Here is a 23,267-nt window from a genome sequence, read left to right as displayed (position 1 = left end):
AACCTGACATCAATTGATGCAAAAACCGCTAGTCCTACTTGGCATCGGGCGGCATCAAAACCTTGTCAATTACGTGAATCACGCCGTTGCTAGCTTTGATATCAGCTTTCACAACATTAGCGCCGCTGACAGTAACTTTGCCTGCGCTAACAGCCACCTTCAGCGAACTGCCTTCGACACTTTTAACATCGCCGGATTTCAGGCTGGTAGATAAAACCGAACCAGGAACAACGTGGTAAGTTAAAATCTTAGTAAGTTTGGCTTTGTTGGCCGGTTTGAGCAAATCATCAACAGTTCCTTTTGGCAAAGCAGCAAATGCCGCGTCTGTCGGTGCAAAAACAGTGAAAGGGCCTTTTCCTTGTAAAGTTGTCACCAAACCTGCTGCTCCCAAAGCCTTCGTCAGCGTCTTGAATTGAGCGTCGCCAGATGCAATAGCAACAATATCCTTAGTAGCGGAAGTTGGTGCCGGTGAAGCGCCAGTTGGTGCCGGTGAAGCGCCATTTGGTGTTGGTGAAGCAGCGGTTTTCACCTTTCCTGGAACTTGTGGAGTTTGAGTTGCATTAGCAACATTGGTGTTGGAGGTGATGTGAGCCCAAGCCGGGAAACCGATTAGCGCGCTAGCGCCGATTATTCCTGCGAAACCTGTCAGTTGTTTCATCCAGCTAGGTAAATTTTGATTTTTCATTTCGCTTGCATTTCCTTATGAGATAAAACAGTGAACATGAATTGTTATGTTAGCCAAATCTCGACAAAAAGCAAGGTTGCCAGAGGCTAAGATAGAGAGAAAATTGTCTTGCATCCCCGATCGACCAAAACTTCCTTACTATAACGCAAGCTGAGAAATCGGGCATCAACCGCTAAATCTGTAACTCAAAACCTCAATCACCGAACCAGTTTGGGGTAAGTCAGCAGATTTGATCGAAATCGTGTCATTATTCAATCGGCGCACCGGCGTACCATCCATCAGCGCCAAAAATTCATCTAGCGGCACTAAATCGCACGCAGCAGCATCGGCGGCTTGGGTTTTGAAATGTGTCGGAATCACCATCTTCGGTTTGAGAAGTTGCAAAGTTTGCTTCGCTTCCGCCGGAGTGTAAGCTTTCGGCCCTCCGCCCACGGGAATTAGCACTACATCCGGCCGCCCGATCAAAATTTGTTCTTCAATGCCGATCGGGCCAGCAACTCCGCCCAAGTGTAAAATCTTAACGCCCGCTTGCTGCCACAGCCAAGCCACATTGACCCCAAATCGCCGTCCTCCCTCACGGTCTTTTTCCGTCCGAATCCCTTGAATCCGCAGTCCGTTAGACCTGTAAGCGCCCGGTTCGTACAAAAGGCCGGGATTGCCCGCAAATCCGTCGATCGCCCCTTCATCGAGCAACCGGCTGCTAATCAGAATCAAATCTGTTGGCACTTTAGGAGAGCGATAGCCTGCGGTACAGCCCAGGGGGCGAAAAGGATTCACCAGCACCCTCGCACCGCCTCCGGCGAACAAGAAGCAAGTGTGGCCCAACCACTGAACCGACAAAGAATCAGCAGTTTGAGCTTGATAGCTTTCCCATCCAGATGGTAAACCAGTTGCTAAAGCTGCTAGCAAACCCGTCTGTGCGTAACGTATTAATTGTCGCCGTTTCATCTTGTGGTTGGGGTTGTCGGGTGTTGGTCGTTTGTTGTTATACCATAAATCCATGAAAAAACTATATATTCAATTTGTTGAATCTTTCAGAATCAGATCGATCGCCCTGACAAGTTACCCGAAATCAGGACACGGCAGTGCCGTTTCCCTACAATTAGTCGGGTGATGTTTTGGGGTAGGGACACGGCAATGCCGTGTCCGACCTTGCCGGGTTATCGATGGTTATATCCGATCGCACTTTTTACGCAATCCAAAAAAGCTCTAAAGTCTTTCCAAGAAATTTCGCAATAATTGCTTTCCCGAAGTCGTCAAAATACTTTCCGGGTGAAATTGTACACCTTCAATGTGCGGATATTCGCGGTGCCGCACGCCCATAATAGTTCCGTCTTCAACCCAAGCCGTAATTTCCAAAACTTCTGGACAACTCTGCTTTTCAATTACCAAACTGTGATAGCGAGTTGCAATCATCGGCGATTCCACGCCCTGAAAAACTCCGACTCCTGCGTGTTCTACCTGAGAAGTTTTGCCGTGCATCAACACGGGTGCAGAAACAATTTTGCCGCCAAATACTTGACCGATACTTTGATGTCCGAGACACACGCCTAAAATTGGCAGAGTCGGCCCCAATTCTTTGATTAATTCCAGAGAAATTCCCGCATCTTCCGGCCGTCCCGGCCCTGGAGAAATCACCACTGCGGCAGGCTGCAATTGGCGAATTTGTGCTAAGGAAATTTGGTCGTTGCGGTAGACTTGCACTTCGCTGGCTACCGGCAACTCAGCACCCAGTTCTCCGAGATACTGTACCAAATTGTATGTAAAACTGTCGTAGTTATCGATGACTATAATCACGGGTTAAGTTAGATTTTAGGTTTTAGATTTTAGATTTTAGATTGACTCGCTCCCTGAAAGCAAGGGTTTGAAGATTTTAGATAGATGCCGAAAATAAAAATAGCTGCAATATAGACGAATAAAACTAAAAATCTCAAATTGCTCATCTAAAACCTAAAATTTTCTGGGTCTAATAAGTTACTGACGGGCGATCGCAATTTGAACGACTGCCCACAAAGGAGGAAGCAGAAGTGCAGTACCGACGATGATCGCAGCCATTGCCGATACCAGAACCGCTCCGGCACCGCAGTCTTTGGCAATTTTGGCTAGTTCGTGGTAAGATTGCCCGACTGTCAAGTCTACCACCGATTCGATCGCCGTATTCAAAAGTTCCATGGCTAAAACTATGCCAATGGTGACGCCGATCACAGATATTTCTACAGGTTTGAGTTGCAAAAATAGCCCGAGTCCGATCGCCAATGTTCCTATAATTGTGTGAATCCGAAAATTGCGCTGAGTTTCAAAAGCATAACTCAGACCCCCCCAAGCGTATCTAAAACTCGTAGCTAAGCTAGATGCGATTTTCCAGGACAGCTCTCGGTTGTATTTCAAGGCTTTTTTAGACTCGTGGACTGTCTGGCTAGAAGAGTCTGGAGGCATGGGCAGAAACTGTGCGATTTTTGATGAAATTGACGGTCTATCTAGTGTCATAAATAACCAACTTTAAGTTACAGAGATGAATGAAAGCTAGACTTTTTAAATTGACTTAATCAAGTCTAGGTAACTTTCCTAAGTTTTTACTAAAGTTTTGGTTTAATTTCAGAAAGTTATGTTGGGCTTGACATGATTTGTTAAATAACCATCAACTTCAGTTATGCTGTTTGGATCGCAAGACCGATCGCCCGCAGCAATGTTTCTTGTCGATCGAGCATTTGAGTCAGACTTTCTTCATCCGGGTGATCCCAGCCCAAAAGATGCAGAAAACCGTGGGCTGCCAGCCAAGCTAGTTCGGTCTTCAGGGGATGTCCTTGCTGCTGGGCTTGTCGCTGAGCTGTATCGATCGAGATGACGATATCACCCAAGTATAGGGGTTCAGATGACTGCATTTCTTCTAGCTGAGGACAGTCTACCTCTAAAGCTGCGAAAGCTAGTACATCCGTCGATCGATCGAGCTGGCGGTACTGGAGGTTGAGGGCTTGCATCTCCGTATCGGCGGTTAAACGCAGACTGACTTCGTAGCCCGGGGCCGCTGGCACATCCGCCGCCTGGTTTTCCAGCCAAACGCTAAACCAATTTTCCCAGGTTTGGGCCCAAATCTCCCCGCTGGCTGCAATCTCAGGGAGGCTGGAAGCGTCGGCTGACTGCTGGGCGAGCCCGTAACAGTCTTCGACGTTCACCTCTAGTAACATTTTTTTGATCTCCTGTCAAGGAATATATTCAATTTTTTTACAAATTCCAATTGCGCGATCGAACGGCAGGGGATTTTGCTGTTGCTGGAAAGATACAGTAATCTGTTAGAGATTGCAACAGGCAGGCAGAACAATCAGCTTAACTCCCTATTTGTGAAAGATGAAAATAGACATCGAAATTAGAGGCTGATTGTTGGCATCCCCGATTAAGAATTGAAATAGCGATCGAGAAAAGCCAAACCGACGAGTACGCCTAAAAGTCCGATCGCTGTCAAAGCAAAATGAAACAGAGAAGTCGCCCGCTTGCGAACCATGTTCCGCATCGCCAGCTTGACATAACTCGGTGGAGGTGCATTGTTTGTCGGTGCAGCCGGGGTTTCGGCGGACTCTTCGGAGGCGGGAATTGCTGAGGGAGGTTGACTCATAACGGTTAGTTTAGAAGGTTAATAGAGGGACTGTTGAGGACAGGCTCGTCCCGATGTTAACAAATATGTAACGTTTTGTGTAGGTGTTTTGAGTTTTTCGATCGCCGCGGGCCCCTTGAACGGGGATTATACCAACAGATTAATGTGCGATCGGGCTGATTATCAATTCGATATTTTATTTTCATCTTCAGATACACAAGGATAAATTAAATTCCCGATCCGTGTTCCTCAGCGCTTTAACAAAAATTTTTAAATTGTCAAGTCGCACGATCGAGCGACACTCACTTGAGTTAACTCAAACGAGTGTCACCAGAAAAAGCGACTGTTAAGCAACCGCGACGGGCAGTTATTCATAGATATAGCCACGGAAAAACAGAAACAAAATTTTCCGGCTAAAGACCAAACCACAAACTTAAATTACTCTGACAAAAACATGGAAGTTTCCACCTTTGAAATCCTCACAAAGCCGATCGCACCTCCGATTGGTGGCCTTGAGGCTGTTGCTCGCCGAGTCGTTCAGGGATACTTTCTCACCATCTCCAATCTCGAAGCGATCGACTTGCGATATCGGATTGAGTTTACCGTTAGCTTACCCGTGCCGGCAGATCCTAATAAAATCTTGCTCAACAACGCTTTCTTAGTTGTTGACGTTGAAGGCAATAACACTTCTGTAACTCTGACTCAGCAGCCGGGAAAACCGAAGGTATATCGAGGATTTTTCACAATACCCGCTCACAAAACTGCATCTGTTGAATTGTTGCCAATTCTGCCAGGAAGTTTGACCCCAGGTTTGTTAGAAGTGCGCGGATATGTCTCCTTGTTTTTGCCGCCGCGCCGAAGCTTTCCGATCCCTGTACCGCAAAGCGAAAAACCAGTCAAGGTATTATTGAATCCCGAAATTCGCGGTACTTTCTTGCCGAATGAGTTCTCGCCACTAGCAGCTAAAGCTCCACTAGACTTCGATCAAATTAATTACACTTTAGCGATCGCCAGTGGAAAAGCCTTGAACGAGATTCCTCCTGAACCTGGCCAACCAATCATCATCCATTTGCCAATTGTTGCGCCGATTTTGGAAGAGTTGCGCAACGGTACTTTGGACTTGCCTAGTTTGGACGCTGACAATTCAGAAAAAGCTCAAATGCTAGTGCAACTGCTGGCCCAAATCGATACCAACGATATCAATTTGCAAGAGCTAAATACAGTGATGGACAAATTTGATATTCCTGTCAGAATGTCTCGCAGCTAGAACTGTTAAAGGGTAAGTAACTGTAAGGTGGGCAAGACCCACCTTACGTTTGATTACGTTTAATTACGCCCACTTATACACTCACTGAGCTTTATTCAAATGTCGAACTCATTTAAATTTCAGCCTGTTTCTTTTAGTTGGGTGGCTGTTCATCCGCAGCCCAAAGGTGTTGTTCAATTTATTGGTGGAACTTTTTTTGGTAGTTTGCCAACTCTGTTTTATCGATATTTTTTACAGCAGTTATTTGAAGAAGGTTATACCGTAGTTGCTTTGCCATTTAGATTTACTTTTCGTCACTGGCCGATCGCTATTGGGTTATTAAAAGAGCAGGAGATACTGAGAACAGAACTGACCGAGATTGCTCAAAGATTAGGCTATGAAAGCGAAATTTATCAAGAACCATCGAGTTATTTTTGGGTTGGTCACAGTCTGGGATGCAAGTACATTGCTCTTTTAGAATTTTTAAGCGACGATCGGTATCCAAATATTGTGGATAAATTCTGCGATCGCCCGGACTGCGAACAGATTCACAGCTTAATCGAAAACCTGGGCATCGACAGACCTTCAATTAAAAGCCAGCCGTCCTTATTAATTGCTCCTGATATCAGCAATACAGAGAGCGCTATTCCAGTGCGATCGCTAGCACAATTGTTAGACAAATTCCGCTTAGGAGTGCTACCAACCAGAGAACAAACTCAATGCTTTATTGCTAATAGTTCTTTGTTTAATTTGACTGCAATAATTTCTTTCGAGCGAGATGATATTGCTGGTTCTACCAATGATATCAACAAAAGTATAGAACAACAAAAAATGAGCGATGTACTTTGGCTCATACAACAGCTAAGTAATAGAAAATTGCCCTTATTGAGCCAGGAAATAGAAGGCAAACATTTAGAGCCTGTTGGCATCAAAATCGGTAATTATATTGTTGACCTCAATCCTTGGGATAAATTCATCAAGCCTCTGAAAAGCCGATTTCTTGAATATTGGTCTGTTCATTTTTTAGATGCTTTGAAAAAGCGGTTAGACGCTTAACTATCAGTTGTTATTTGCGATCGCCCTTTCAACCCTCTCTCCTCCAACAAAGCATCCGCCCAAGCAGCATCTGATTCTGAAAGCGCAGGTACGGGTGCGGCGGTGTAATCTATTCTAAAGTCATAGGCGGCGCGATCGTAAACCCCATTTAATAACCCTTGTAAATCTACAATTGGTTCTGCATCGCCTGCGCGCAAAGGCAATGGAAACGCAGGAATCATATCGGGTAAATTGAAAAGGTACAAATCCGCCCAAGGCCTTTGATTTCCGCGACTCACTAAAATCCGATAATTTGCCTCAATATCGTTATCAAAAACTAACATGGGTTGGTAACTTCGCAGCAAGTCAATCTCAATCATATGAGTCCGACTACCAAACACCTTTTCTCGCTTTGCTTCATACATTTCTCGCCCTTTGCCAGGGCGCTTATTGGCTGGTGACAGCAATTCAATCACTGTCACAACTTCCCTAGTTGCTGTATCTCGTATCTCTAAATATGCTTCCCTAAATTCCACAGGTACTGGCAGTCTTACTTTCAAAGCTGTCACAGGCGGTGCGGCAACTGCAACATTAGAAGAAGTAGGGTTGGTTGGACTAGGAGAACGCTGCACAGTGACATCAGGAATCCCCACTAATAGGGAATTGTCCCCGCTAAGCTCATAAACTCTTTTTTCAATATCGACGATATATTTTGGCAGCAACTGCGGCACTAATGATTCAAAAATGCTACTAATTAGCAAGTGATGTACTTGAGGCCACAATTCAGGACTTTCTAAATAAGGATTCATCCCTGGAAACGGATTAGGCATTAATCTAGCTCCTGTTAATTTACCTACTTGTATTATCCCCTTAACGCTCTGTCCCGCAACAGAGAATCGGCCCAAACAGCATCCGTTTCTGACAGCGGGGGCACTGCATCGGCTGTGTAATCAATTTCAAAATCATAACCTGCGCGATCGTATACTTGATTAATCAGCGCCTGTAAATCCAGAACAGGCTCTACATCTTCTGGACGCAAAGGCAAGGGAAATGCAGGAATTGTATCGGGAAGGTTAAATAAGTATAAATCTGCGATCGGGCGTTGATTGCTGCGGCTGACTAAAACGCGGCAGTCGCTTTTATGGGAATGTCCGAAAACTGGCAAAGGTTCCCCACCCCGCAACAAGTCTATTTCGACTAAATGGGTACTGCTATCAAATATTTTATTTCGCTTATTGTCATACTTTTCTCGACCTTCCCCCCGGCGTTTATTTGCAGGCGAAAGCACTTCAAGAACCGTGACAACTTCCTTGGTTGCCATATCGATTACTTCTAAATATCCTTCCCTAAATTCTTCCGACACTGGGATTCTCACTTTTAAAGGCTGCACAGTTCGGGAAGCGACGGCGACAGCATTAGATGCGATGATCGCACTTGCGGGACGGCGTTTCTGTTGGATAGAGACATCAGGAATCGCTACTAATAGAGAATTTTCACCTTTGATTTCGTAAATTCGCTTTTCAATAGCGACGCGGTATTTAGGGCGCAATTGCGGAGTTAACGACTCCTTAATCACACTAATCAGTAAATGATGGACTTCTGGCCAAAAATCAGGATGTTCTAAATAAGGATTCATCCCCGGAAATGGATTAGGCATGAGCGTACTTCCCGTTTACCACTACTATTTTATCAGCTCCATTAGAAAAACGCAGACAATATCAAAATATCATCTGCGTTAATCCGCGTGCATCTGCGATTAAAATTCCCTAAAAATCGCCGTAACTACTAATAGCCCCCTGCAACCTCCCAATCACTTCATCAACCGAAATCGCCCCCAACTCCCCAGAAGCCCGAGTCCGAATATTCAAACTATTCGCCTCAACTTCCTTCGCACCCACAACACCCATCACCGGAATTTTATCCTTCTCAGCATTGCGAATTAACTTGCCCAAACGCTCGCTATTCTCATCAGCTTCAGCGCGGATATTTAGCGCTTTCATCTTAGCCGCTACTTCCTTAGCAAACGGCAAAAACTCGGCGCTGACAGGCAACAACCGCACCTGAATCGGCGCTAACCACAGCGGAAAATCGCCCGCATACTGCTCGATCAAAATTCCGATCAAGCGTTCCAAAGAACCGAAAGGAGCGCGGTGAATCATCACCGGACGCTTGCGAGTGCCGTCTTCAGCGACGTATTCCAAATCAAAACGTTCTGGCAAATTGTAATCTACCTGAACAGTTCCTAATTGCCATTCTCTATCCAAGACATCTTGGAAAATGAAATCGAGTTTTGGGCCGTAAAAAGCCGCCTCCCCAATTCCCTCAAAATAATTCATTCCCAAAGTTTCTACCGCGCGGCGGATTGCACCTTGAGCCTTTTCCCAAGCTTCATCGGAACCAATGTATTTCTCTAAATTGTTCGGATCGCGGAAACTCAAACGCGCCTTAAAGTTTTTCAGTTGCAGACTCTTGAAGACAGACAGAATCAAATCCACCACATTCAAGAATTCCTGATCCAACTGTTCCGGCGTGACAAATAAGTGGGAATCATCCACCGTAAAGCCGCGCACCCGCGTTAAACCGCCCAATTCTCCCGATTGTTCGTAGCGGTAAACTGTGCCGAATTCCGCTAAGCGCATCGGCAATTCGCGATAGGAACGCAATTCGCTTTTGTAAATTTGAATGTGAAAAGGGCAGTTCATAGGTTTCATCACAAAACCCTGTTCGTTTGCTGCCGCTTCCTCATCTTCTGCCATCAGCGGAAACATATCTTCTTTGTATTTCTGCCAGTGGCCGGAAATTTTGAACAAATCGACTCGGGCGATGTGCGGAGTCACCACTTGCAAATAGCCGCGCTTGATTTGTTCTTGTTTCAAGTAATCTTCTAAAATACTTCTCAAAACAGTGCCTTTTGGCGTCCACAAAGGCAAACCCGGGCCCACCGGATCGGCAAAGATAAACAAGCCTAATTCTTTGCCTAATTTGCGGTGATCGCGTCTTAATGCTTCTTCTTTGCGGTGTTTGTATGCTGCTAATTGTTCGGGAGTTTCCCAAGCTGTGCCGTAAATGCGCTGCAACTGAGCTTTGGTTTCGTCGCCGCGCCAGTAAGCGCCTGCTAGGCTTTCTAGCTCGATCGCCCTCGCATTCAATTCACTGGTATTATCCAAGTGAGGCCCGGCGCACAAATCCCACCATTCGTCACCCAAATGGTAAAGAGTAATCGGTTCGATCAAACCTTCTAAAATTTCTAATTTGTAAGGTTCGTTAATCTCCTTAATTCTGCGTTCCGCTTCCTCGCGGCTGACTTCTTCGCGAATTACAGGCAATTTACGGTTGATGATTTTGATCATCTCTTTTTTAATGGCTTTTAAATCCTGTTCCGTAAAAGGTTCGGGAGTGTCAAAGTCATAATAGAAACCGTTTTCAATCCAAGGGCCGATCGTCACTTGCGCCTTGGGAAACAACTTCTGCACCGCCATCGCCATAACGTGGGAGGTGGTGTGGCGAATTTTTTTTAGTGCCTCCGACTCACTCGTGCGGGGCAACTCAATCTTAACGGACTCTTCTGGAGCGGACATGGATTCTGAGCTAGACATCGGCTGAATTAGCAATTAATTTAGTTGCAGTTGCTTCTATCTTACTCAGATTGGGACAGCAAGCGCCGACTTCCGGCTGGGGTACACTCCTGGAAATTAGTGATTCTGGGCATTGGGCATTGGGCATTGGGCATTGGGCTGGGCATAGTTTTTTTCTTCCTTCTTCCTTCTTCCTTCTTCCTTCTTCCTTCTGCTATGAGCTGTCGCTAGCGAGTCTGAGCGGATATTTAGCAAAATTTTGGGATTGCAAATCAAAAATCGCTGCTGACATTGTTAAATTTGTTCAAACTCATTGGCTAATTGTTGTTAAATTTTTGAATGTTTGTTAAAAATATGTTACAATTTGTAAAGACCGTCTAAGACTATAATAGATAAATAACCCATTTTTGATCCATGCTTAATTCCAACTTGCCCGAATCAGAATTGCTCAAAGCGTTACTGGAACCGCTGTTAGAGGATTTCAATTACTGGTTCGACCGATCGGCAAAGCTCTTAGAAACTGAGGAAATACCCTTTCTCAGCGGCGAAGATCAATCTGACTTGCTGGCGCGAGTCAAACAGGCTCAGCAAGAAGTAGGCGCGGCTAAAGCTCTATTTCAAGCAACAGCAGGTCAAGTTGGCATTGAAACCGCAGCACTGATGCCGTGGCACAGACTGCTCGCCGAATGCTGGCAAGTATCGGCGCGCTTTCGCTCATTGCAGTCAGCTCCCCCAGGAAAATAAGGAAGCGAATTTAAGTTAAACTTGCACTCAAATCCCAAACTTGTGGAAATGTGTTGGCTGACTTGACAACCTCAAACAGATTTCCAGTTAATAAGTTATTACTTGCTGAAACACATTTGTAAATTGCTGTGTGGCTGTTTAGCCCGGAGGAGAAAATAATGTTGCACCTGCTTTATATTTTAGCTTTTACCGTTCTTGCCTTTCTGGCAGTCGGTAACTTAATCCGCAGTCTCGTCACCGTAGGTATGGAGTCCCAGCGCCCTCAACAATTCAGGGCAAATAATCCCTACCCATCCTATCCTCGCTCTCAATCTGTACCGCATCCAGAACTTTTAGACGAACACGGCAACATTGTCAATGAGCCACTGTTAGTGATGCGTTCGCTGACTGTCCAAGACGCCCGCGAACAATTAGATGCTCTCTACAAATCATCTCCGGGCGGCAACGACGAAGGGGGCGAACTAGCCTGATACAACCACAGCCGCAGCATTTATACTCAGGCGCGATGCCTCAAAAAAAAAAATAGGACTTACACGCTCGGTGTCAGAAGCCCGGTTTATTCATACATTGTGGGTAAAAACCGGGTTTATTGGGATAAGTCCTCAAAATAATTGGTCGTTAGTTTTTAACTAATAGCCAATTACTTGTGCTTTTATAAAGTTTAATTACCAAGTAGCTCGATCGCCAAAAACCTATACCGATCGCACTGATATCAAATAGCTCAAGAATAGTATAATGCAAGAGATCCGCAAGCGGTGCCTAACAAGTCTGAATGGTGAGAGTGCTAACGCCCGAATCGAAGCCTGAATAGATGAGTTGGCGTCAAAACCTAGAGGTAAAAACAGGTGACTTTGGGATGAACTCAAGGTCTGGGAGGCATACCTCTGCTTAGATTCGTCTAAATGATATGGCTAGCATGATATGACTTAAACAGTCGTGTTATGAAGCATAAATGTATCAGATACTGAAAAGGGATCGCTCTAAACCTCCTATCGATCCTGTTTTGTCATCGGCAAAAATGCACGTTTAAGGCTAGATGATCGTCCCTATTTCGCTACTGGCAGAACTTCTGCAAGCTTTGCCCCAACTGCGGGCACAAATTTATTTCAAATCTTCCATGACAGCCCTGTCTCACGCGATGGAAGACTTGGTTTTGGCGGGTTCCGACGCACCGCTAGTCATTGCAAGCTTTCAGCGAGAGCGCTTCTACCGCCAGGAAGCTCACCGTTACCGACGAATTGCCTCACGTTCCTCTCAGGTATACGTGCTGGCAGCACCGGAAACAGACTTTAAAAATGCTTCGGAGTGTCACGAAACTGTGGCTTTTGCACCGGAGGACGGATTAAGTAAAGAGTGGCACTTAGTGGTGCTGGGGCAACACTACTCAACTTGCCTGATTTGTCATGAAAAAATTGTGCCGATCGACAATCAGGACGATCGCGGGCCAATGTTGATGGATCAAGCTCGCAGATTTGAAGGAATTTGGACGTTCGATCGCGAGGTAACCTCCAAAGCTGCCGCATTGTTGCTCGATAGAATTGTCCAATATCGCCCGGAATTGGCCGAAAAGATCGATCGAGCGCGAACTACTTACAAGCTACTCAAAACACCGAAAAAAACGAGGAAATCCGCCACCTCCAAAGCCGCCAAACCCGACATAAGTGCGCCAAAAAACTCAACAATTCCCAATCCCCAATTGAGCGACGCTTTTACCGAACGCTTAGTAACCTACTTGCAAGCAGGCCAGCACAAACTGCTCAAAGCATACAGCGCGATCGCCGCTCAGGAACGCAAAGAACGCCTCGTAAACTTAATTACCACGGCAATGCGGCAGTCTCTCAACCCGCAAGAAATCGTCGAAGTCGCAGTGCAAGAACTGGGAACTGCCCTGTCGGCAAGCCGGTGTTTGATTTATCGGTGCAAGGCCACAGATGTGGCGGTCAAAATCGATCGCGAGTTTTTGGCTCCGGGCGCTAGTTCCATGCTGGATCAGACTTGGCTGTTGCAGGAAAATCAAATATGGAGCGACGCGGTGGCGCGGCAAGAGCGAGTTTACATCCAAGACACAGCACAACACCCGCTGATTGTCAATACAAAATCCCTCAGGGAAACTGTAAAAAATTGGAAAATTGTTTCTTGGTTAATGGTGCCAGTGCTTTATCAGGGGCGAGTTTTGGGCATGGTGGAAATGCACCAGTGCCGAGCGGTTTTGCCTTGGGAAGAAGACGAAATTTCTTTAGTAGAGGCGATCGCCACCCAACTCGGAGCAGCCTTAATTCAAGCAGAAACCTACGCTCATTTAGAAGAACTCAACCAACAATTAGAAGCATTAGACCGCACTCGCAGCAATCTAATTGCCATCACCGGACACGAACTCCGCACTCCACTTTCTACAATTCAAGTTTGTTTGGAAAGTTTGAGTTCCGAACCGGATATGCCCGCAGAGTTGCGGCAAATCATGTTAGAAACTGCCCTCGGCGATGCCGATCGAATGCGAAAACTCGTGCAGGATTTCTTAACTCTTTCTCACTTAGAAAGCGGGCGAGTTCAATGGAATGTAGAATCGCTGACGCTGCAAGAATGCGTTGATTTAGCCCTCAGCAGCGTGCGATCGCGCACGGTCGATCGACAGTTACCGGAAATTATCGCCGAAGTGTCGGCAGAATTGCCTTTAGTGCAAGCTGACGGAGAGTGGTTGGTGGAGGTGCTCTCCAAACTGCTAGACAACGCTTGCAAGTTCACCACACCTCAGGGAAGCGTGACAGTGCGAGCGAAATACAACGGTTCTCGGATGGTGGAAGTGCTGGTATCGGATACGGGGAGGGGAATCGAGGCGAATAGTTTAAAAGTAGTGTTCGATCGATTTTATCAAGAAGAAGGAGCGCTGCGCCGCAGTGCCGGCGGTACCGGTTTGGGATTGGCAATTTGCAAGCAGATTGTTGCCGGCTGGGGAGGCAAAATTTGGGTAGATTCCCCTGGAAAAGATAGAGGGAGTGAATTTCATTTCACTATTCCCACTGTTTAGCTCGATGATATCAAACTTACCCAAGATTGTCAATAAATTTTTAGGAAAGCTTCCAAGCGTCAGATGCTCCTGTTCTGAGTACATTGGGAAATAGAGTTGATGCGGGAAATGCCTAAAGATGCACCTAAAATTAGACACGATAATTACCAAAAATCCCAACGGAATTGACAGAAAAAATTAGACAAGTTTGATAGCTTATATCAATTCCGGCTGCACCGGAATGATACAGAGGACACGGCAGTGCCGTTTCCCTACAATTGATCGTGGTAGGGAAACGGCACTGCCGTGTCCTCCGTTTATATCATTCCGATGCTAACGGAAACGATATTATCTGTCACTGAATTTGAGATAAATATCAGCAGGATTGGGGGAAAATTTGTTAGATTAATTCCGATCTCTTCAAGCATCGGAATTAATATTACCCACAGCTTTCGAGACGGCAGTGCCGTGTCCGTACAATTAATCGCGGTAGGGACACGGCACTGCCGTGTCCTCTATATCATGTATGAGTGCAACCGGAATTGATATGATTCCTGTTGTTTTAAGCGCCTCTGATTAAATACGCTTTATGGACGAAAGTGCGATCGCATTTTTGTTGTTCTCAAACGCGATCGCATCACCAATCACCCAAAAGGGCTGTAATCCTAAATCGCCATGAAATCAGCAGCCGTGAGGGTAGTGGTATTAATACCCGTCAGCGTTGCCAGGATTTCATTGGTGCTGGTAATAATGATGTTGCTGCCAGAGAAAGACAGTTGACCAAAGGTTAAACCGCCGGACAGACCAATGTAATCGAGTCCATCGTTAAAGTCGGTAATCGTATCAGTGCCGTCTAGGGCGGCGAAGATGAAAGTATCAGAAGCACTGCCACCAGTTAAGATGTCGTTGCCAGTACCGCCAGTCAAATCATCCTTGCCGTTACCGCCATAGAGGGCATCATTGCCGGCACCGCCAGTGAGGATGTCTTTGCCGTTGCTGCTTTCGTCGCTTTCGTCACCCTGCAACAAATCGTTGCCGTCGCCACCGTTGAGGATGTCACCGCCGTTACCACCTGCTAAAGTGTCATTGCCAGCATTGCCGTTGAGGGTGTCTTTGCCGTTGCCACCAGAGAGGTTATCCTTGCCTGCTGTGCCGTTGAGCAAGTCGTCGCCGTTACCACCAGAAAGGTTAGTTCCCACGGCAACGGTGACATTACCAGTGTCGGTGAGGCTGCCATCGCTGAGGGTGTAGTCAAAGCTGCCATTGCCGCTGAACCCAGTCGTCGGGGTAAAGACAATCAAGTCATCTGCCGAGTTGAGAGGAGTGCCGTTATTATTCAGGACTGCCGCACCGTTGGTAGCATTACTGACACCAGTGATGCTGAGGGGGTTGCTGTCGGGATCGGTATCGTTAGCTAACAGGGTACTTACCGGGATGGTTACGGCAGTATTTTTGGCAGTGGTGGCACTGTCGGGGTTAGCGACGGGGGGTTGGTTGGTTGTAGGTATTTGTGTGCCGTAAACATCATCGTTATTGGTGGGAGTCCCCGCATCGTTAGCGGCACTGTTGCCGCTGAAGGTAGACGAACCCACAAAATCGATAGTGCCAAGGGTGGTGGGCATTCCCTGGTTGTTGCCGTTGGTATTGGTGGTGGACTGCATGAGAAAAATTGCCCCACCCAAACCTTGACCTGAGTTAACCCCCGTCCCACCTGTAGCCGTGTTGTTGGTAAAGCTGGTGTTGCTGAGGGTTAAAGAACCACTGCGGACAAAAATGCCGCCCCCCAGTCCAGCACCGCCGCCGCCGCCAGAATTGCTGCCAGCACCGCCTCCGAAGCCGCCAGTACCGCCATAAGTTCCGCCGCCACCGCCATATCCGCCAGCACCGCCGACTCCTATGGCAGATATACCGCCACCGCCGCCGCCGAAGCCGCCAGCACCGCCATATCCGCCACTTAATCCGCTGCCACCGCCACCGCCGAAGCCGCCAGCACCGCCGTTGAGTCCGCTGCTCACGGCAACACCGCCGCCGCCGAAGCCGCCATTGCTGCTACCGCCATAATTGCCGTTGCCGCCGTAACCGCCGTTGTTGCCAGTGCCAGAACCAAACAGTCCGCCGCCGCCGCCTTCGCCGCCGTAGCTGCCGCCAGTATTGCCAAACATACCGCCGCCGCCGCCGTAGCCGCCGCTGCCGCCTTGGGCTGCGTTATTACTAAAAGCGACATTGGTTAAGGAGACATCGCCATCATAGATGAACAAGCCGCCCCCCAGTCCGGCACCGCCGCCGCCACCAGCGCCGCCTTGCGCCCGTCCGTTGGCAATAGTCAGGTCAGAAATACCGACAGTTCCCGACAAGATGAATAAGGAGCGCACGTCGCCGTTGTCGTTGATGCCGTTGTTGTTGGCATCGCCACTAACGATGTGGTTGTTGCCCACAATAGTGATGTTGCTGTCCACCAAGGTTTTCATTACCCCAGTGACGCGAACATCATTGTTGATGGTAATGGTGTCATCCCCTGCTAGTTGGTTTGCTTGGAGAATGGCGTAGCTGAGGGTGCCTGTGGTTAAGCCAGTGCCGTCATCGGTGGTTTGGTTAACGGTGAAGTTTGTCATTTGATTTTTTTCCTTTTGTGTTGTTTGAGTGAGTGAAACTTTCGTCCTTTAAAAAGGGAAACTAGGATTTAACCGTTGCTTCTATGGGCCCGGGAGCGATCAAATTCGCCAAACTATTGCTAGGATTTGTCCAAAAAGACAACTGATTAAACTGGGTAAATAAATCTGGCGGTAAAATCGTTTGGCGCGATTGCAACTAGGCATGGGGTGATTCCTGTTGTTTTAAGCGCGTTTGATTAAATAGGCTTTATGGACGAAAGTGCGATCGCATTTTTTTTGTTCTCAAACGCGATCGCATCACCAATCACCCAAAAGGGCTGTAATCCTAAATCGCCATGAAATCAGCAGCCGTGAGGGTAGTGGTATTAATACCCGTCAGCGTTGCCAGGATTTCATTGGTGCTGGTAATAATGATGTTGCTGCCAGAGAAGGACAGTTGACCAAAGGTTAAACCGCCGGACAGACCAATCAAATCATTACCGTCTGAGAAATCAGTAATGGTATCAGTCCCTTCCCCAGCAGCAAAGGCAAATATATCGTTACCGTTGCCACCTGTGAGGAAATCACTGCCAAGACCACCATAAAGCAGGTCTTTGCCATTACCACCAGAGAGGTAATCAGTACCGCCACCGCCTTTGAGAGTATCGTCGCCATTACCACCCGTCAGGGTATCGTTACCCGCGCCGCCATCCATCAGTCCATCGCCATACAAGATGTCGTTGCCATTGTTGCCGTAGAGGCTATCGTTACCTGCGCCGCCGTAGATGGTATCGTTGCCATTACCGCCGTCGATGATGTCGTTAGCGATGGTGCCAATCAGGTTATCCGCAAAATTAGTGCCAAAAATGTTCAGACCGACACCCACAGTCACTGTCGCAGTATCAGTGAGGCTACCATCGCTGAGGGTGTAGTTAAAGCTGGCATTGCCAAAGAACAGAAGATTTGGGGTAAAGGAAACGAAATCATCTGCGGTATTGCTGGGTGTGCCGTTATTGTTCAGGACGGCGGAACCGTTGGTAGCACCGCTAACAGCAGTGATGCTGAGGGGGTCGCCATCGACATCGGTATCATTTGCCAGTAGGGTACTAACTGGGATGTTGACGGGAGTCCCAAAGAATGTGGAAGCACTGTCATCAACAGCAACAGGGGCACTGTTGAAACTGATGCCGTAGTTATTATCGTTGTTGGTGGGTGCCCCCGCATCATCTGCCGCACTGTTGCCACTGAAGGTCGGATTATTTACAGCAGTAACAGTGGCTATGACGGTAGGCATTCCTTGGTTATTGCCGTTGGTGTTGGTGGTGGACTGCATGATGAAAATTGCACCACCCAAGCCTTGACCTGGGCTATCTCCCGTCCCACCTGTAGCCGTATTGTTCGTAAAGCTGGTATCGTTTAGAGTTAAAGAACCACTGCGGGCGAAGATACCACCTCCCAGTCCAGCACCACCGCCACCGCCGTTGTAGCCGCCTCCGCCACCACCGAAGCCGCCCTGTGCGAAGCTGCCGCCGCCGCCATAACCCCCCTGCCCTCCACCATAGAAGCCGTAGCCGCCGCCACCGCCGAAGCCGCCACTAAAACCGTTGGCATAGGGACCACCACCTCCTCCTCCACCGAAGCCACCAGGGCCGCTACTAGAGCTTTGATACTGTCCGCCACCGCCGAAGCCGCCGTTGCTGCTGCCACCGTAGTTGCCATTGCCTCCATAGCCGCCATTGTTGTCAGTGCTACCGGCAAACAGTCCGCCGCCGCCGCCGCCGCCAGCATTGCCAAATAGTCCGCCGCCGCCGCGACTCAGTCCACTGACACCGCTACTACCGCCTTGTGCTGCGTTATTACTGAAGGCGACATCAGTTAGAGATACATTGCCATCATAGATGAATAAGCCGCCGCCCAGTCCAGCACCACCGCCGCCTTTTCCACTATCTCCGCCTTTAGCCCGTCCCTTGGTGATGGTCAGGTCAGAAATGCCAACTGTTCCCGACAGGATGAACAAGGGGCGCACGTCGCCGTTGTCGTTGATGCCGTTATTATTGGCATCGCCGCTGATGCTGTGGTTGTTGCCCACAATAGTGATGTTGCTGTCCACCAAGGTTTTCATTACCCCAGTGACACGCACATCGTTATTGATGGTAATGGTGTCATTTCCTGCTAGTTGGTTGGCTTGCAGAATTGCATAACTGAGAGTCCCTGAGGTTAAGCCAGTGCCGTCATCAGTAGTTTGGTTAACGGTGAAGTTGGTCATTTGATTTTTTTCCTGTTGTGTTGTTTGAGTGAGTGAAACTTTCGTCCCTTAAAAAGGGGGACTAGGATTGAACCGTTGCTTCTATGGGCTGGGGAACAATCAAATTCGCCAAACTATTGCTAGTATTTGTCCAAAAAGACAACTGGTTAAACTGGGTAAATAAATCTGGCGGTAAAATCGTTTGGCGCGATCGCAACTCGACTTTGGAACGGACTGTGTGCAGCCCTTTCAGGTTGAGTCGGTTGTCAAATTCTGGTGCATCATATTGGACATTTTCAAAATCATGGTTGAACGGTTCCTCCTCCAGAAATTGATAAATTAAATGCAAAACCTTATCCGGTTTTTGTGCGAGCAAGTCGTAATCGACTAGCAATAACCGCGAACTGTATTCGCTATAAAAAGCCTCCTTGAGGGCGTTGTAAGCAAACCCTACTAACCTACTCCCCTGACTTAAGGTTTCAGTCCGGGTGTAAACAGTGGCGCGTTCGGTGGGGTTATTAAATAAGCGGGAAACATCAAAGGAATTTTTTCTGACTAACCGTTCGATGCTGTCCATAATCCAAGCCACATTCCGCACGCAGCAAATCACCTTTGAGGTGGGAAATAGCTCTTGAATTAAAGACAACTTGCTACACCACAACCGATTCGTATCAAAGATGACTTCTTTATCTGCTTGCGACTCGTAGAACGTTGAAAATATCGCTAAGGTCAATGCCCGTTTTTGCTCAGGGGTGATAAAAACGGAAAACTCATTGTCTTCGCTCATCGCTTCCAGCATTCGGCTCACCAGACTCCCGACAGGGCTAGACATACTGGCGTGAAACCGGGGGTTTTGTCGCAGTAAAGCTCCGAGTAAGGTAGAACCCGAACGAGGCAGCCCGGAGATAAAGTGGATTTTTGGAGATTTTATTACTTTAGGCACAGTTTTGAGTCACAAAGAGGTGATATGATAGATTAATATCCTTGATTACGTAATTTTTAAAATAAAGTATACTAGAGTTAAAACTTTTTAATAAAAAAAACGCAAAACTTAATAAAAAAAACGCAAAACTTAATAAAAAAAACGCAAATTTACTTGAGTCTAGATCCCCCTAAATCCCCCTTAAGAAGGGGGACTTGAAGACGTTTCCAGTCCCCCCTTTATTAAGGGGGGCTAGGGGGGATCGGGTCTTAATCGTCAAACAGCAGACCGATACTACGTTTGACGTTAAGTTGTCACCAATGAGCCGAGATACGCGCATTCCGAGGACACGACGTAAAATTTTGGGATTAAGGCAGATGGGATAGTTGGTCAAGAAACTTGAACCGCTTTGAGTCAAATTCCGCGAGGCTACAATCCGAGTTGGTTCTTGACTTAAGACTTAAATAAATGCCAAATTATCAATTATCAATTATCAGAAAATGTCGATCGCCCAAAAACTGTTAACTTTCCTTACAATTTCGACAGCCGTGTCGCGTCATGATGATACGATGCCGTAAAAATCCTTTGGATATGTTTATGGCAGAAGAACTCACTGGACAACCCCCTCTTTTCGGCGGCAGCACCGGCGGCTTGCTGACCAAGGCGCTAGTTGAAGAGAAGTACGCGATCACTTGGACTAGCCCCAAGGAACAGGTGTTTGAAATGCCGAGTGGCGGCGCTGCGATTATGCGTCAAGGCGACAACTTGCTGCATCTGCCCCGGAAGGAGCAGTGCATCGCTTTGGGCGGCCAGCAACTGCGGGCTAAATTCAAAATCACGAACTACAAAATTTACCGCGTGTTTCCCGACGGTTCTAATGAGTACCTGCATCCCAAGGATGGCGTGTTCCCTGAGAAGGTGAACGAAGGTCGTCCTTTCGTCGGTAAGATTGACCGCAATATTGGCAGCAATCCCAATCCGATTAAGGTGAAGTTCACGGGTAAAAAGACCTACGAAGTTTAGGTTTTTAGCGAATTGCTGAGCTATTATCGGGTAGTATTTCCTGAAAAGCTCAGCTTGCATTTTCTGGTTTGTAGTAGCGCTTGGGCGCAGGAGGGTAAACCTACAGAGCCCAAGCGCTACTGCAAACTTTAAATGCGATTAAAAATTAATAAAAATTAATAATTAAATTAACCATGAATCTGGTAATCAGGCGAGCAACTCATCAGGATATAGATGTTTGCGCTGCCATTACTTATGAAGCTTTTAAAGATATTTCCGATCGCCACCAATTCCCTACAGATTTTCCGACGTTGGAGTTTTCAACTGAAATTATAGACCTTCTGATCGAAAGTCCGTTGTTTTTTGAGGTAGTAGCCGAGAGTTCCGGTGCCGTTGTCGGCTGCGGATTTATGGACGAACGCAACCCGATTCGCGGTATCGGGCCCGTCAGTGTCGATCGAACTTTTCAAGGCCGCGGCACGGGACGGGAAATCATGAAAGCTTTGCTGGAACGCGGACAGGACGCTGTGGGCATCCGTTTGGTTCAAGAATCTTTTAATATGGCGTCGCTGTCGCTGTACGCTTCTTTGGGTTTTGAGGTGAAAGAACCTTTCGTGTTAATGGAGGGGAAGTTTCGCAGCCAGCCGCAGTATGGGTTTGAGGTGCGGCAGATGACAAGTGAGGATGTTGCTGAATGTGCGGCTTTGTGCGAAAAACTGTGCGGGTGCGATCGAACTTCGGAGATTGAATACGCCCTGAATGACTTTTCTCCCTTCGTTGCCTGCCGGCAAGGTCAGATTGTGGCTTATACTTGTGCGGTGTCTGCTTTGAGCCACAGCGTCGCGGAAACTGAAGCGGATATGCAGGCTTTGCTCTTGGGGGCTGCTGCGTACAGTTCCGATCAATTGCTGGCTTTTCACTTGCCGCTGAGGTACGCAAGTTTGTTTCGCTGGTGCTTGCAAGAGGGGCTGCGCGCCCTCAAGCCGATGGCGGTGATGGCACTTGGCGAGTATAGGTCGCCGGAGGGATGTTGGTTTCCGTCTTTTGTTTATTGATTGTATAGCGAAGTTAGTATATGATATTTCCCGATTTCTCACAATTTTCGGAACTGGCGAAACAAGGCAATTTTGTACCCGTGTATCAAGAATGGGTTGCTGATTTGGATACGCCCGTATCTGCGTGGTATCGGGTTTGTGCGGGTCAACCTTACAGTTTTCTGCTGGAGTCGGTGGAAGGTGGGGAAAAACTCGGGCGTTATAGTTTCTTAGGGTGCGATCCGCTGTGGATTTTGGAGGCTAAGGGCGATCGCACAACTCAAGTTTACCGCGACGGTTCCCAAAAAGTATTTGCGGGCGATCCGTTTGCGGCTTTAACTGAATGTTTGCAGTCTTACAAACCCGTCAAATTGCCGCAGTTACCGCCGGGAATTGGCGGGCTGTTCGGTTTTTGGGGTTACGAGTTAATTAAGTGGATAGAACCGCGAGTTCCGGTGCATCCAGCCAGCGAGAATGATTTGCCGGATGGGTTGTGGATGCAGGTGGATAATTTGCTGATTTTCGACCAGGTGAAGCGGAAAATTTGGGCTGTCGCCTATGCGGATTTGCGCGAGGTTGGCGTTGATTTGGCCCAGGCTTATCAGCAAGCGTGCGATCGGGTTGGTAAGTTAGTTCAGAAGCTGCAATCGCCGCTTTCCCAGCAATCTACTCTCATAGAATGGACACCTCCCAATAACGGGCAAGATGCCCGTTCCACAACCGGAAATACAGAATTGGCTTACACGAGTAATATTACCCGTGAAAAGTATTGTGCCAATGTTTTAAAGGCTAAGGATTATATCAAAGCGGGAGATATTTTTCAAGTAGTTATTTCGCAGCGACTAGAGGCTGAATACAGTGGCGATGCTTTTGCACTTTACCGCTCTTTGCGTCTGATTAATCCTTCTCCGTACATGGCTTATTTTAATTTCAGAGATTGGCAGATTATCGGTTCGAGTCCCGAGATTATGGTGAAGGCGGAAAACACTGCTGATGGCAAAAAGATTGCAACTTTGCGGCCGATTGCCGGCACTCGCCGCCGGGGTAAAACTCCTCAAGAAGATGATGCTTTGGCGGCTGAATTGCTGCAAGATCCGAAGGAAATTGCGGAACACGTCATGTTAGTTGATTTGGGCAGGAACGATTTAGGAAGAGTGTGTCGAAACGGTACTGTAAAAGTTGACGAATTAATGGAAATTGAGCGTTATTCTCACGTCATGCACATTGTGAGCAATGTGGTGGGAGAATTGGCTGAGGATAAGACTGCTTGGGATTTGTTGAAAGCGGGTTTTCCTGCGGGTACGGTTAGCGGTGCTCCGAAAATTCGGGCGATGGAGATTGTACACGAGTTGGAAGGTTGTCGCCGGGGGCCGTATTCTGGGGTTTACGGGTATTATGATTTTGAGGGACAGTTGAATAGTGCGATCGCAATTCGGACTATGGTTGTTCGCTCTCAAGGAGGCGATAAACATTCGGTTTCCGTGCAAGCCGGTGCTGGTTTGGTGGCTGATTCTAACCCCGATATGGAGTACGAAGAAACTCTCAATAAAGCTAGGGGAATGTTAGAAGCAATTCGCTGTTTGAAGTAGGGAATT

General features: G+C 47.5%; 21 protein-coding genes. 8 read left to right on the top strand and 13 right to left on the bottom strand.

The genetic code is table 11. The annotated features are described in order from the left end of the window. Positions 1–34 precede the first annotated feature (34 nt). From QUA78_RS08900 to QUA78_RS08875, 6 genes are all read right to left on the bottom strand, one after another. Positions 35–685, bottom strand: coding sequence for a fasciclin domain-containing protein (locus QUA78_RS08900; RefSeq protein WP_333300449.1), 651 nt, complete (start codon positions 683–685; stop codon positions 35–37). 165 nt (positions 686–850) lie between these two features. Next, complete coding sequence (locus tag QUA78_RS08895; protein WP_172190728.1) at positions 851–1,633, bottom strand: MBL fold metallo-hydrolase; 783 nt, start codon at positions 1,631–1,633, stop codon at positions 851–853. A 261-nt stretch (positions 1,634–1,894) separates the two neighbouring features. Further along, positions 1,895–2,482: an aminodeoxychorismate/anthranilate synthase component II gene (locus tag QUA78_RS08890; RefSeq protein WP_333300447.1), complete on the bottom strand. Its 588-nt coding sequence runs from the start codon at positions 2,480–2,482 to the stop codon at positions 1,895–1,897. 177 nt (positions 2,483–2,659) lie between these two features. Beyond that, on the bottom strand, positions 2,660–3,172 hold the full coding sequence (locus QUA78_RS08885; protein ID WP_333300446.1) for a diacylglycerol kinase family protein: 513 nt from the start codon (positions 3,170–3,172) through the stop codon (positions 2,660–2,662). Positions 3,173–3,333: 161 nt separating this feature from the next. Continuing rightward, positions 3,334–3,870, bottom strand: coding sequence for an rRNA maturation RNase YbeY (gene ybeY / locus QUA78_RS08880; protein ID WP_333300444.1), 537 nt, complete (start codon positions 3,868–3,870; stop codon positions 3,334–3,336). 206 nt (positions 3,871–4,076) lie between these two features. Further along, positions 4,077–4,295 (bottom strand): DUF3285 domain-containing protein, encoded by a 219-nt coding sequence (locus tag QUA78_RS08875; RefSeq protein WP_333300442.1) that lies wholly within the window; start codon positions 4,293–4,295, stop codon positions 4,077–4,079. Positions 4,296–4,728: 433 nt separating this feature from the next. Here QUA78_RS08875 and QUA78_RS08870 point away from each other — a divergent pair, with 433 nt between their 5' ends. Further along, the gene (locus QUA78_RS08870; RefSeq protein ID WP_333300440.1) at positions 4,729–5,541 is read left to right on the top strand and encodes a hypothetical protein; all 813 of its coding nucleotides are present in this window, start codon (positions 4,729–4,731) and stop codon (positions 5,539–5,541) included. Positions 5,542–5,640: 99 nt separating this feature from the next. Beyond that, a complete protein-coding gene (locus tag QUA78_RS08865; protein ID WP_333300438.1) occupies positions 5,641–6,576 on the top strand; it encodes a DUF1350 family protein in 936 nt (311 codons plus the stop codon). Here the strand turns inward: QUA78_RS08865 and QUA78_RS08860 are convergent. The 4 genes from QUA78_RS08860 to QUA78_RS08845 all read right to left on the bottom strand — a co-directional run bounded on the left by QUA78_RS08860 (position 6,573) and on the right by QUA78_RS08845 (position 10,278). Then, entirely contained in the window at positions 6,573–7,385 is an 813-nt protein-coding gene (locus tag QUA78_RS08860; RefSeq protein WP_333300437.1) for a DUF4058 family protein, read from the bottom strand. The two genes, QUA78_RS08865 and QUA78_RS08860, sit on opposite strands and share 4 nt — an antisense overlap. 32 nt (positions 7,386–7,417) lie before the next feature. Then, complete coding sequence (locus QUA78_RS08855) at positions 7,418–8,212, bottom strand: DUF4058 family protein (RefSeq protein WP_333300435.1); 795 nt, start codon at positions 8,210–8,212, stop codon at positions 7,418–7,420. A 109-nt stretch (positions 8,213–8,321) separates the two neighbouring features. Then, positions 8,322–10,151 carry a threonine--tRNA ligase gene (gene thrS / locus QUA78_RS08850; protein WP_333300433.1) on the bottom strand — a complete coding sequence of 610 codons (1,830 nt, stop codon included), beginning with the start codon at positions 10,149–10,151 and terminating at the stop codon, positions 8,322–8,324. Continuing rightward, complete coding sequence (locus QUA78_RS08845) at positions 10,144–10,278, bottom strand: hypothetical protein (protein ID WP_333300432.1); 135 nt, start codon at positions 10,276–10,278, stop codon at positions 10,144–10,146. Before QUA78_RS08845 ends, thrS begins: the two co-directional genes overlap by 8 nt. Positions 10,279–10,544: 266 nt before the next feature. On the opposite strand from QUA78_RS08845, the gene QUA78_RS08840 reads away from it, so the two are divergent. The 3 genes from QUA78_RS08840 (at position 10,545) to QUA78_RS08830 (ending at position 13,899) form a co-directional block, all read left to right on the top strand. Further along, on the top strand, positions 10,545–10,874 hold the full coding sequence (locus QUA78_RS08840; protein WP_333187452.1) for a DUF2605 domain-containing protein: 330 nt from the start codon (positions 10,545–10,547) through the stop codon (positions 10,872–10,874). A 158-nt stretch (positions 10,875–11,032) separates the two neighbouring features. Continuing rightward, a complete protein-coding gene (locus QUA78_RS08835) occupies positions 11,033–11,344 on the top strand; it encodes a DUF2973 domain-containing protein (RefSeq protein WP_333197152.1) in 312 nt (103 codons plus the stop codon). Between the two features lie 566 nt (positions 11,345–11,910). Continuing rightward, on the top strand, positions 11,911–13,899 hold the full coding sequence (locus QUA78_RS08830) for a DICT sensory domain-containing protein (protein WP_333300430.1): 1,989 nt from the start codon (positions 11,911–11,913) through the stop codon (positions 13,897–13,899). Positions 13,900–14,543: 644 nt separating this feature from the next. Here the strand turns inward: QUA78_RS08830 and QUA78_RS08825 are convergent. The 3 genes from QUA78_RS08825 to QUA78_RS08815 all read right to left on the bottom strand — a co-directional run bounded on the left by QUA78_RS08825 (position 14,544) and on the right by QUA78_RS08815 (position 19,657). Then, entirely contained in the window at positions 14,544–16,490 is a 1,947-nt protein-coding gene (locus QUA78_RS08825; protein WP_333300429.1) for an Ig-like domain-containing protein, read from the bottom strand. Positions 16,491–16,815: 325 nt separating this feature from the next. Beyond that, positions 16,816–18,735: an Ig-like domain-containing protein gene (locus QUA78_RS08820; RefSeq protein ID WP_333300427.1), complete on the bottom strand. Its 1,920-nt coding sequence runs from the start codon at positions 18,733–18,735 to the stop codon at positions 16,816–16,818. 61 nt (positions 18,736–18,796) lie between these two features. Beyond that, positions 18,797–19,657, bottom strand: coding sequence for a sulfotransferase (locus QUA78_RS08815; protein WP_333300425.1), 861 nt, complete (start codon positions 19,655–19,657; stop codon positions 18,797–18,799). 576 nt (positions 19,658–20,233) lie between these two features. Here QUA78_RS08815 and QUA78_RS08810 point away from each other — a divergent pair. The 3 genes from QUA78_RS08810 (at position 20,234) to trpE (ending at position 23,261) form a co-directional block, all read left to right on the top strand. Further along, the gene (locus QUA78_RS08810; protein ID WP_333300472.1) at positions 20,234–20,659 is read left to right on the top strand and encodes a photosystem I reaction center subunit II PsaD; all 426 of its coding nucleotides are present in this window, start codon (positions 20,234–20,236) and stop codon (positions 20,657–20,659) included. A 173-nt stretch (positions 20,660–20,832) separates the two neighbouring features. After that, positions 20,833–21,693, top strand: a complete 861-nt coding sequence (locus QUA78_RS08805; protein ID WP_333300424.1) for a GNAT family N-acetyltransferase — start codon at positions 20,833–20,835, stop codon at positions 21,691–21,693. A gap of 20 nt (positions 21,694–21,713) precedes the next feature. Then, positions 21,714–23,261: an anthranilate synthase component I gene (gene trpE, locus QUA78_RS08800; protein WP_333300422.1), complete on the top strand. Its 1,548-nt coding sequence runs from the start codon at positions 21,714–21,716 to the stop codon at positions 23,259–23,261. Positions 23,262–23,267: the final 6 nt, after the last annotated feature.

This window comes from Microcoleus sp. K4-B3 (genome assembly GCF_036704615.1).
Classification (GTDB): domain Bacteria; phylum Cyanobacteriota; class Cyanobacteriia; order Cyanobacteriales; family Microcoleaceae; genus Microcoleus.
Note: the sequence above shows the minus strand (reverse complement) of the source record. Positions and strands in the feature narration are given on the sequence as shown.

What these genes read in the sequence shown, in the direction of transcription:
- QUA78_RS08840 (WP_333187452.1), top strand. Translation starts at nt 10,545, where the DNA reads ATGCTTAATTCCAACTTGCCCGAATCAGAATTGCTCAAAGCGTTACTG.
- QUA78_RS08865 (WP_333300438.1), top strand. Translation starts at nt 5,641, where the DNA reads ATGTCGAACTCATTTAAATTTCAGCCTGTTTCTTTTAGTTGGGTGGCT.
- thrS (WP_333300433.1), bottom strand. Translation starts at nt 10,151, where the DNA reads ATGTCTAGCTCAGAATCCATGTCCGCTCCAGAAGAGTCCGTTAAGATT.
- QUA78_RS08835 (WP_333197152.1), top strand. Translation starts at nt 11,033, where the DNA reads ATGTTGCACCTGCTTTATATTTTAGCTTTTACCGTTCTTGCCTTTCTG.
- trpE (WP_333300422.1), top strand. Translation starts at nt 21,714, where the DNA reads ATGATATTTCCCGATTTCTCACAATTTTCGGAACTGGCGAAACAAGGC.
- QUA78_RS08860 (WP_333300437.1), bottom strand. Translation starts at nt 7,385, where the DNA reads ATGCCTAATCCGTTTCCAGGGATGAATCCTTATTTAGAAAGTCCTGAA.
- QUA78_RS08825 (WP_333300429.1), bottom strand. Translation starts at nt 16,490, where the DNA reads ATGACAAACTTCACCGTTAACCAAACCACCGATGACGGCACTGGCTTA.
- QUA78_RS08895 (WP_172190728.1), bottom strand. Translation starts at nt 1,633, where the DNA reads ATGAAACGGCGACAATTAATACGTTACGCACAGACGGGTTTGCTAGCA.
- QUA78_RS08875 (WP_333300442.1), bottom strand. Translation starts at nt 4,295, where the DNA reads ATGAGTCAACCTCCCTCAGCAATTCCCGCCTCCGAAGAGTCCGCCGAA.
- QUA78_RS08830 (WP_333300430.1), top strand. Translation starts at nt 11,911, where the DNA reads ATGATCGTCCCTATTTCGCTACTGGCAGAACTTCTGCAAGCTTTGCCC.
- QUA78_RS08885 (WP_333300446.1), bottom strand. Translation starts at nt 3,172, where the DNA reads ATGACACTAGATAGACCGTCAATTTCATCAAAAATCGCACAGTTTCTG.
- QUA78_RS08810 (WP_333300472.1), top strand. Translation starts at nt 20,234, where the DNA reads ATGGCAGAAGAACTCACTGGACAACCCCCTCTTTTCGGCGGCAGCACC.
- ybeY (WP_333300444.1), bottom strand. Translation starts at nt 3,870, where the DNA reads ATGTTACTAGAGGTGAACGTCGAAGACTGTTACGGGCTCGCCCAGCAG.
- QUA78_RS08820 (WP_333300427.1), bottom strand. Translation starts at nt 18,735, where the DNA reads ATGACCAACTTCACCGTTAACCAAACTACTGATGACGGCACTGGCTTA.
- QUA78_RS08855 (WP_333300435.1), bottom strand. Translation starts at nt 8,212, where the DNA reads ATGCCTAATCCATTTCCGGGGATGAATCCTTATTTAGAACATCCTGAT.
- QUA78_RS08845 (WP_333300432.1), bottom strand. Translation starts at nt 10,278, where the DNA reads ATGCCCAATGCCCAATGCCCAGAATCACTAATTTCCAGGAGTGTACCC.
- QUA78_RS08805 (WP_333300424.1), top strand. Translation starts at nt 20,833, where the DNA reads ATGAATCTGGTAATCAGGCGAGCAACTCATCAGGATATAGATGTTTGC.
- QUA78_RS08900 (WP_333300449.1), bottom strand. Translation starts at nt 685, where the DNA reads ATGAAAAATCAAAATTTACCTAGCTGGATGAAACAACTGACAGGTTTC.
- QUA78_RS08870 (WP_333300440.1), top strand. Translation starts at nt 4,729, where the DNA reads ATGGAAGTTTCCACCTTTGAAATCCTCACAAAGCCGATCGCACCTCCG.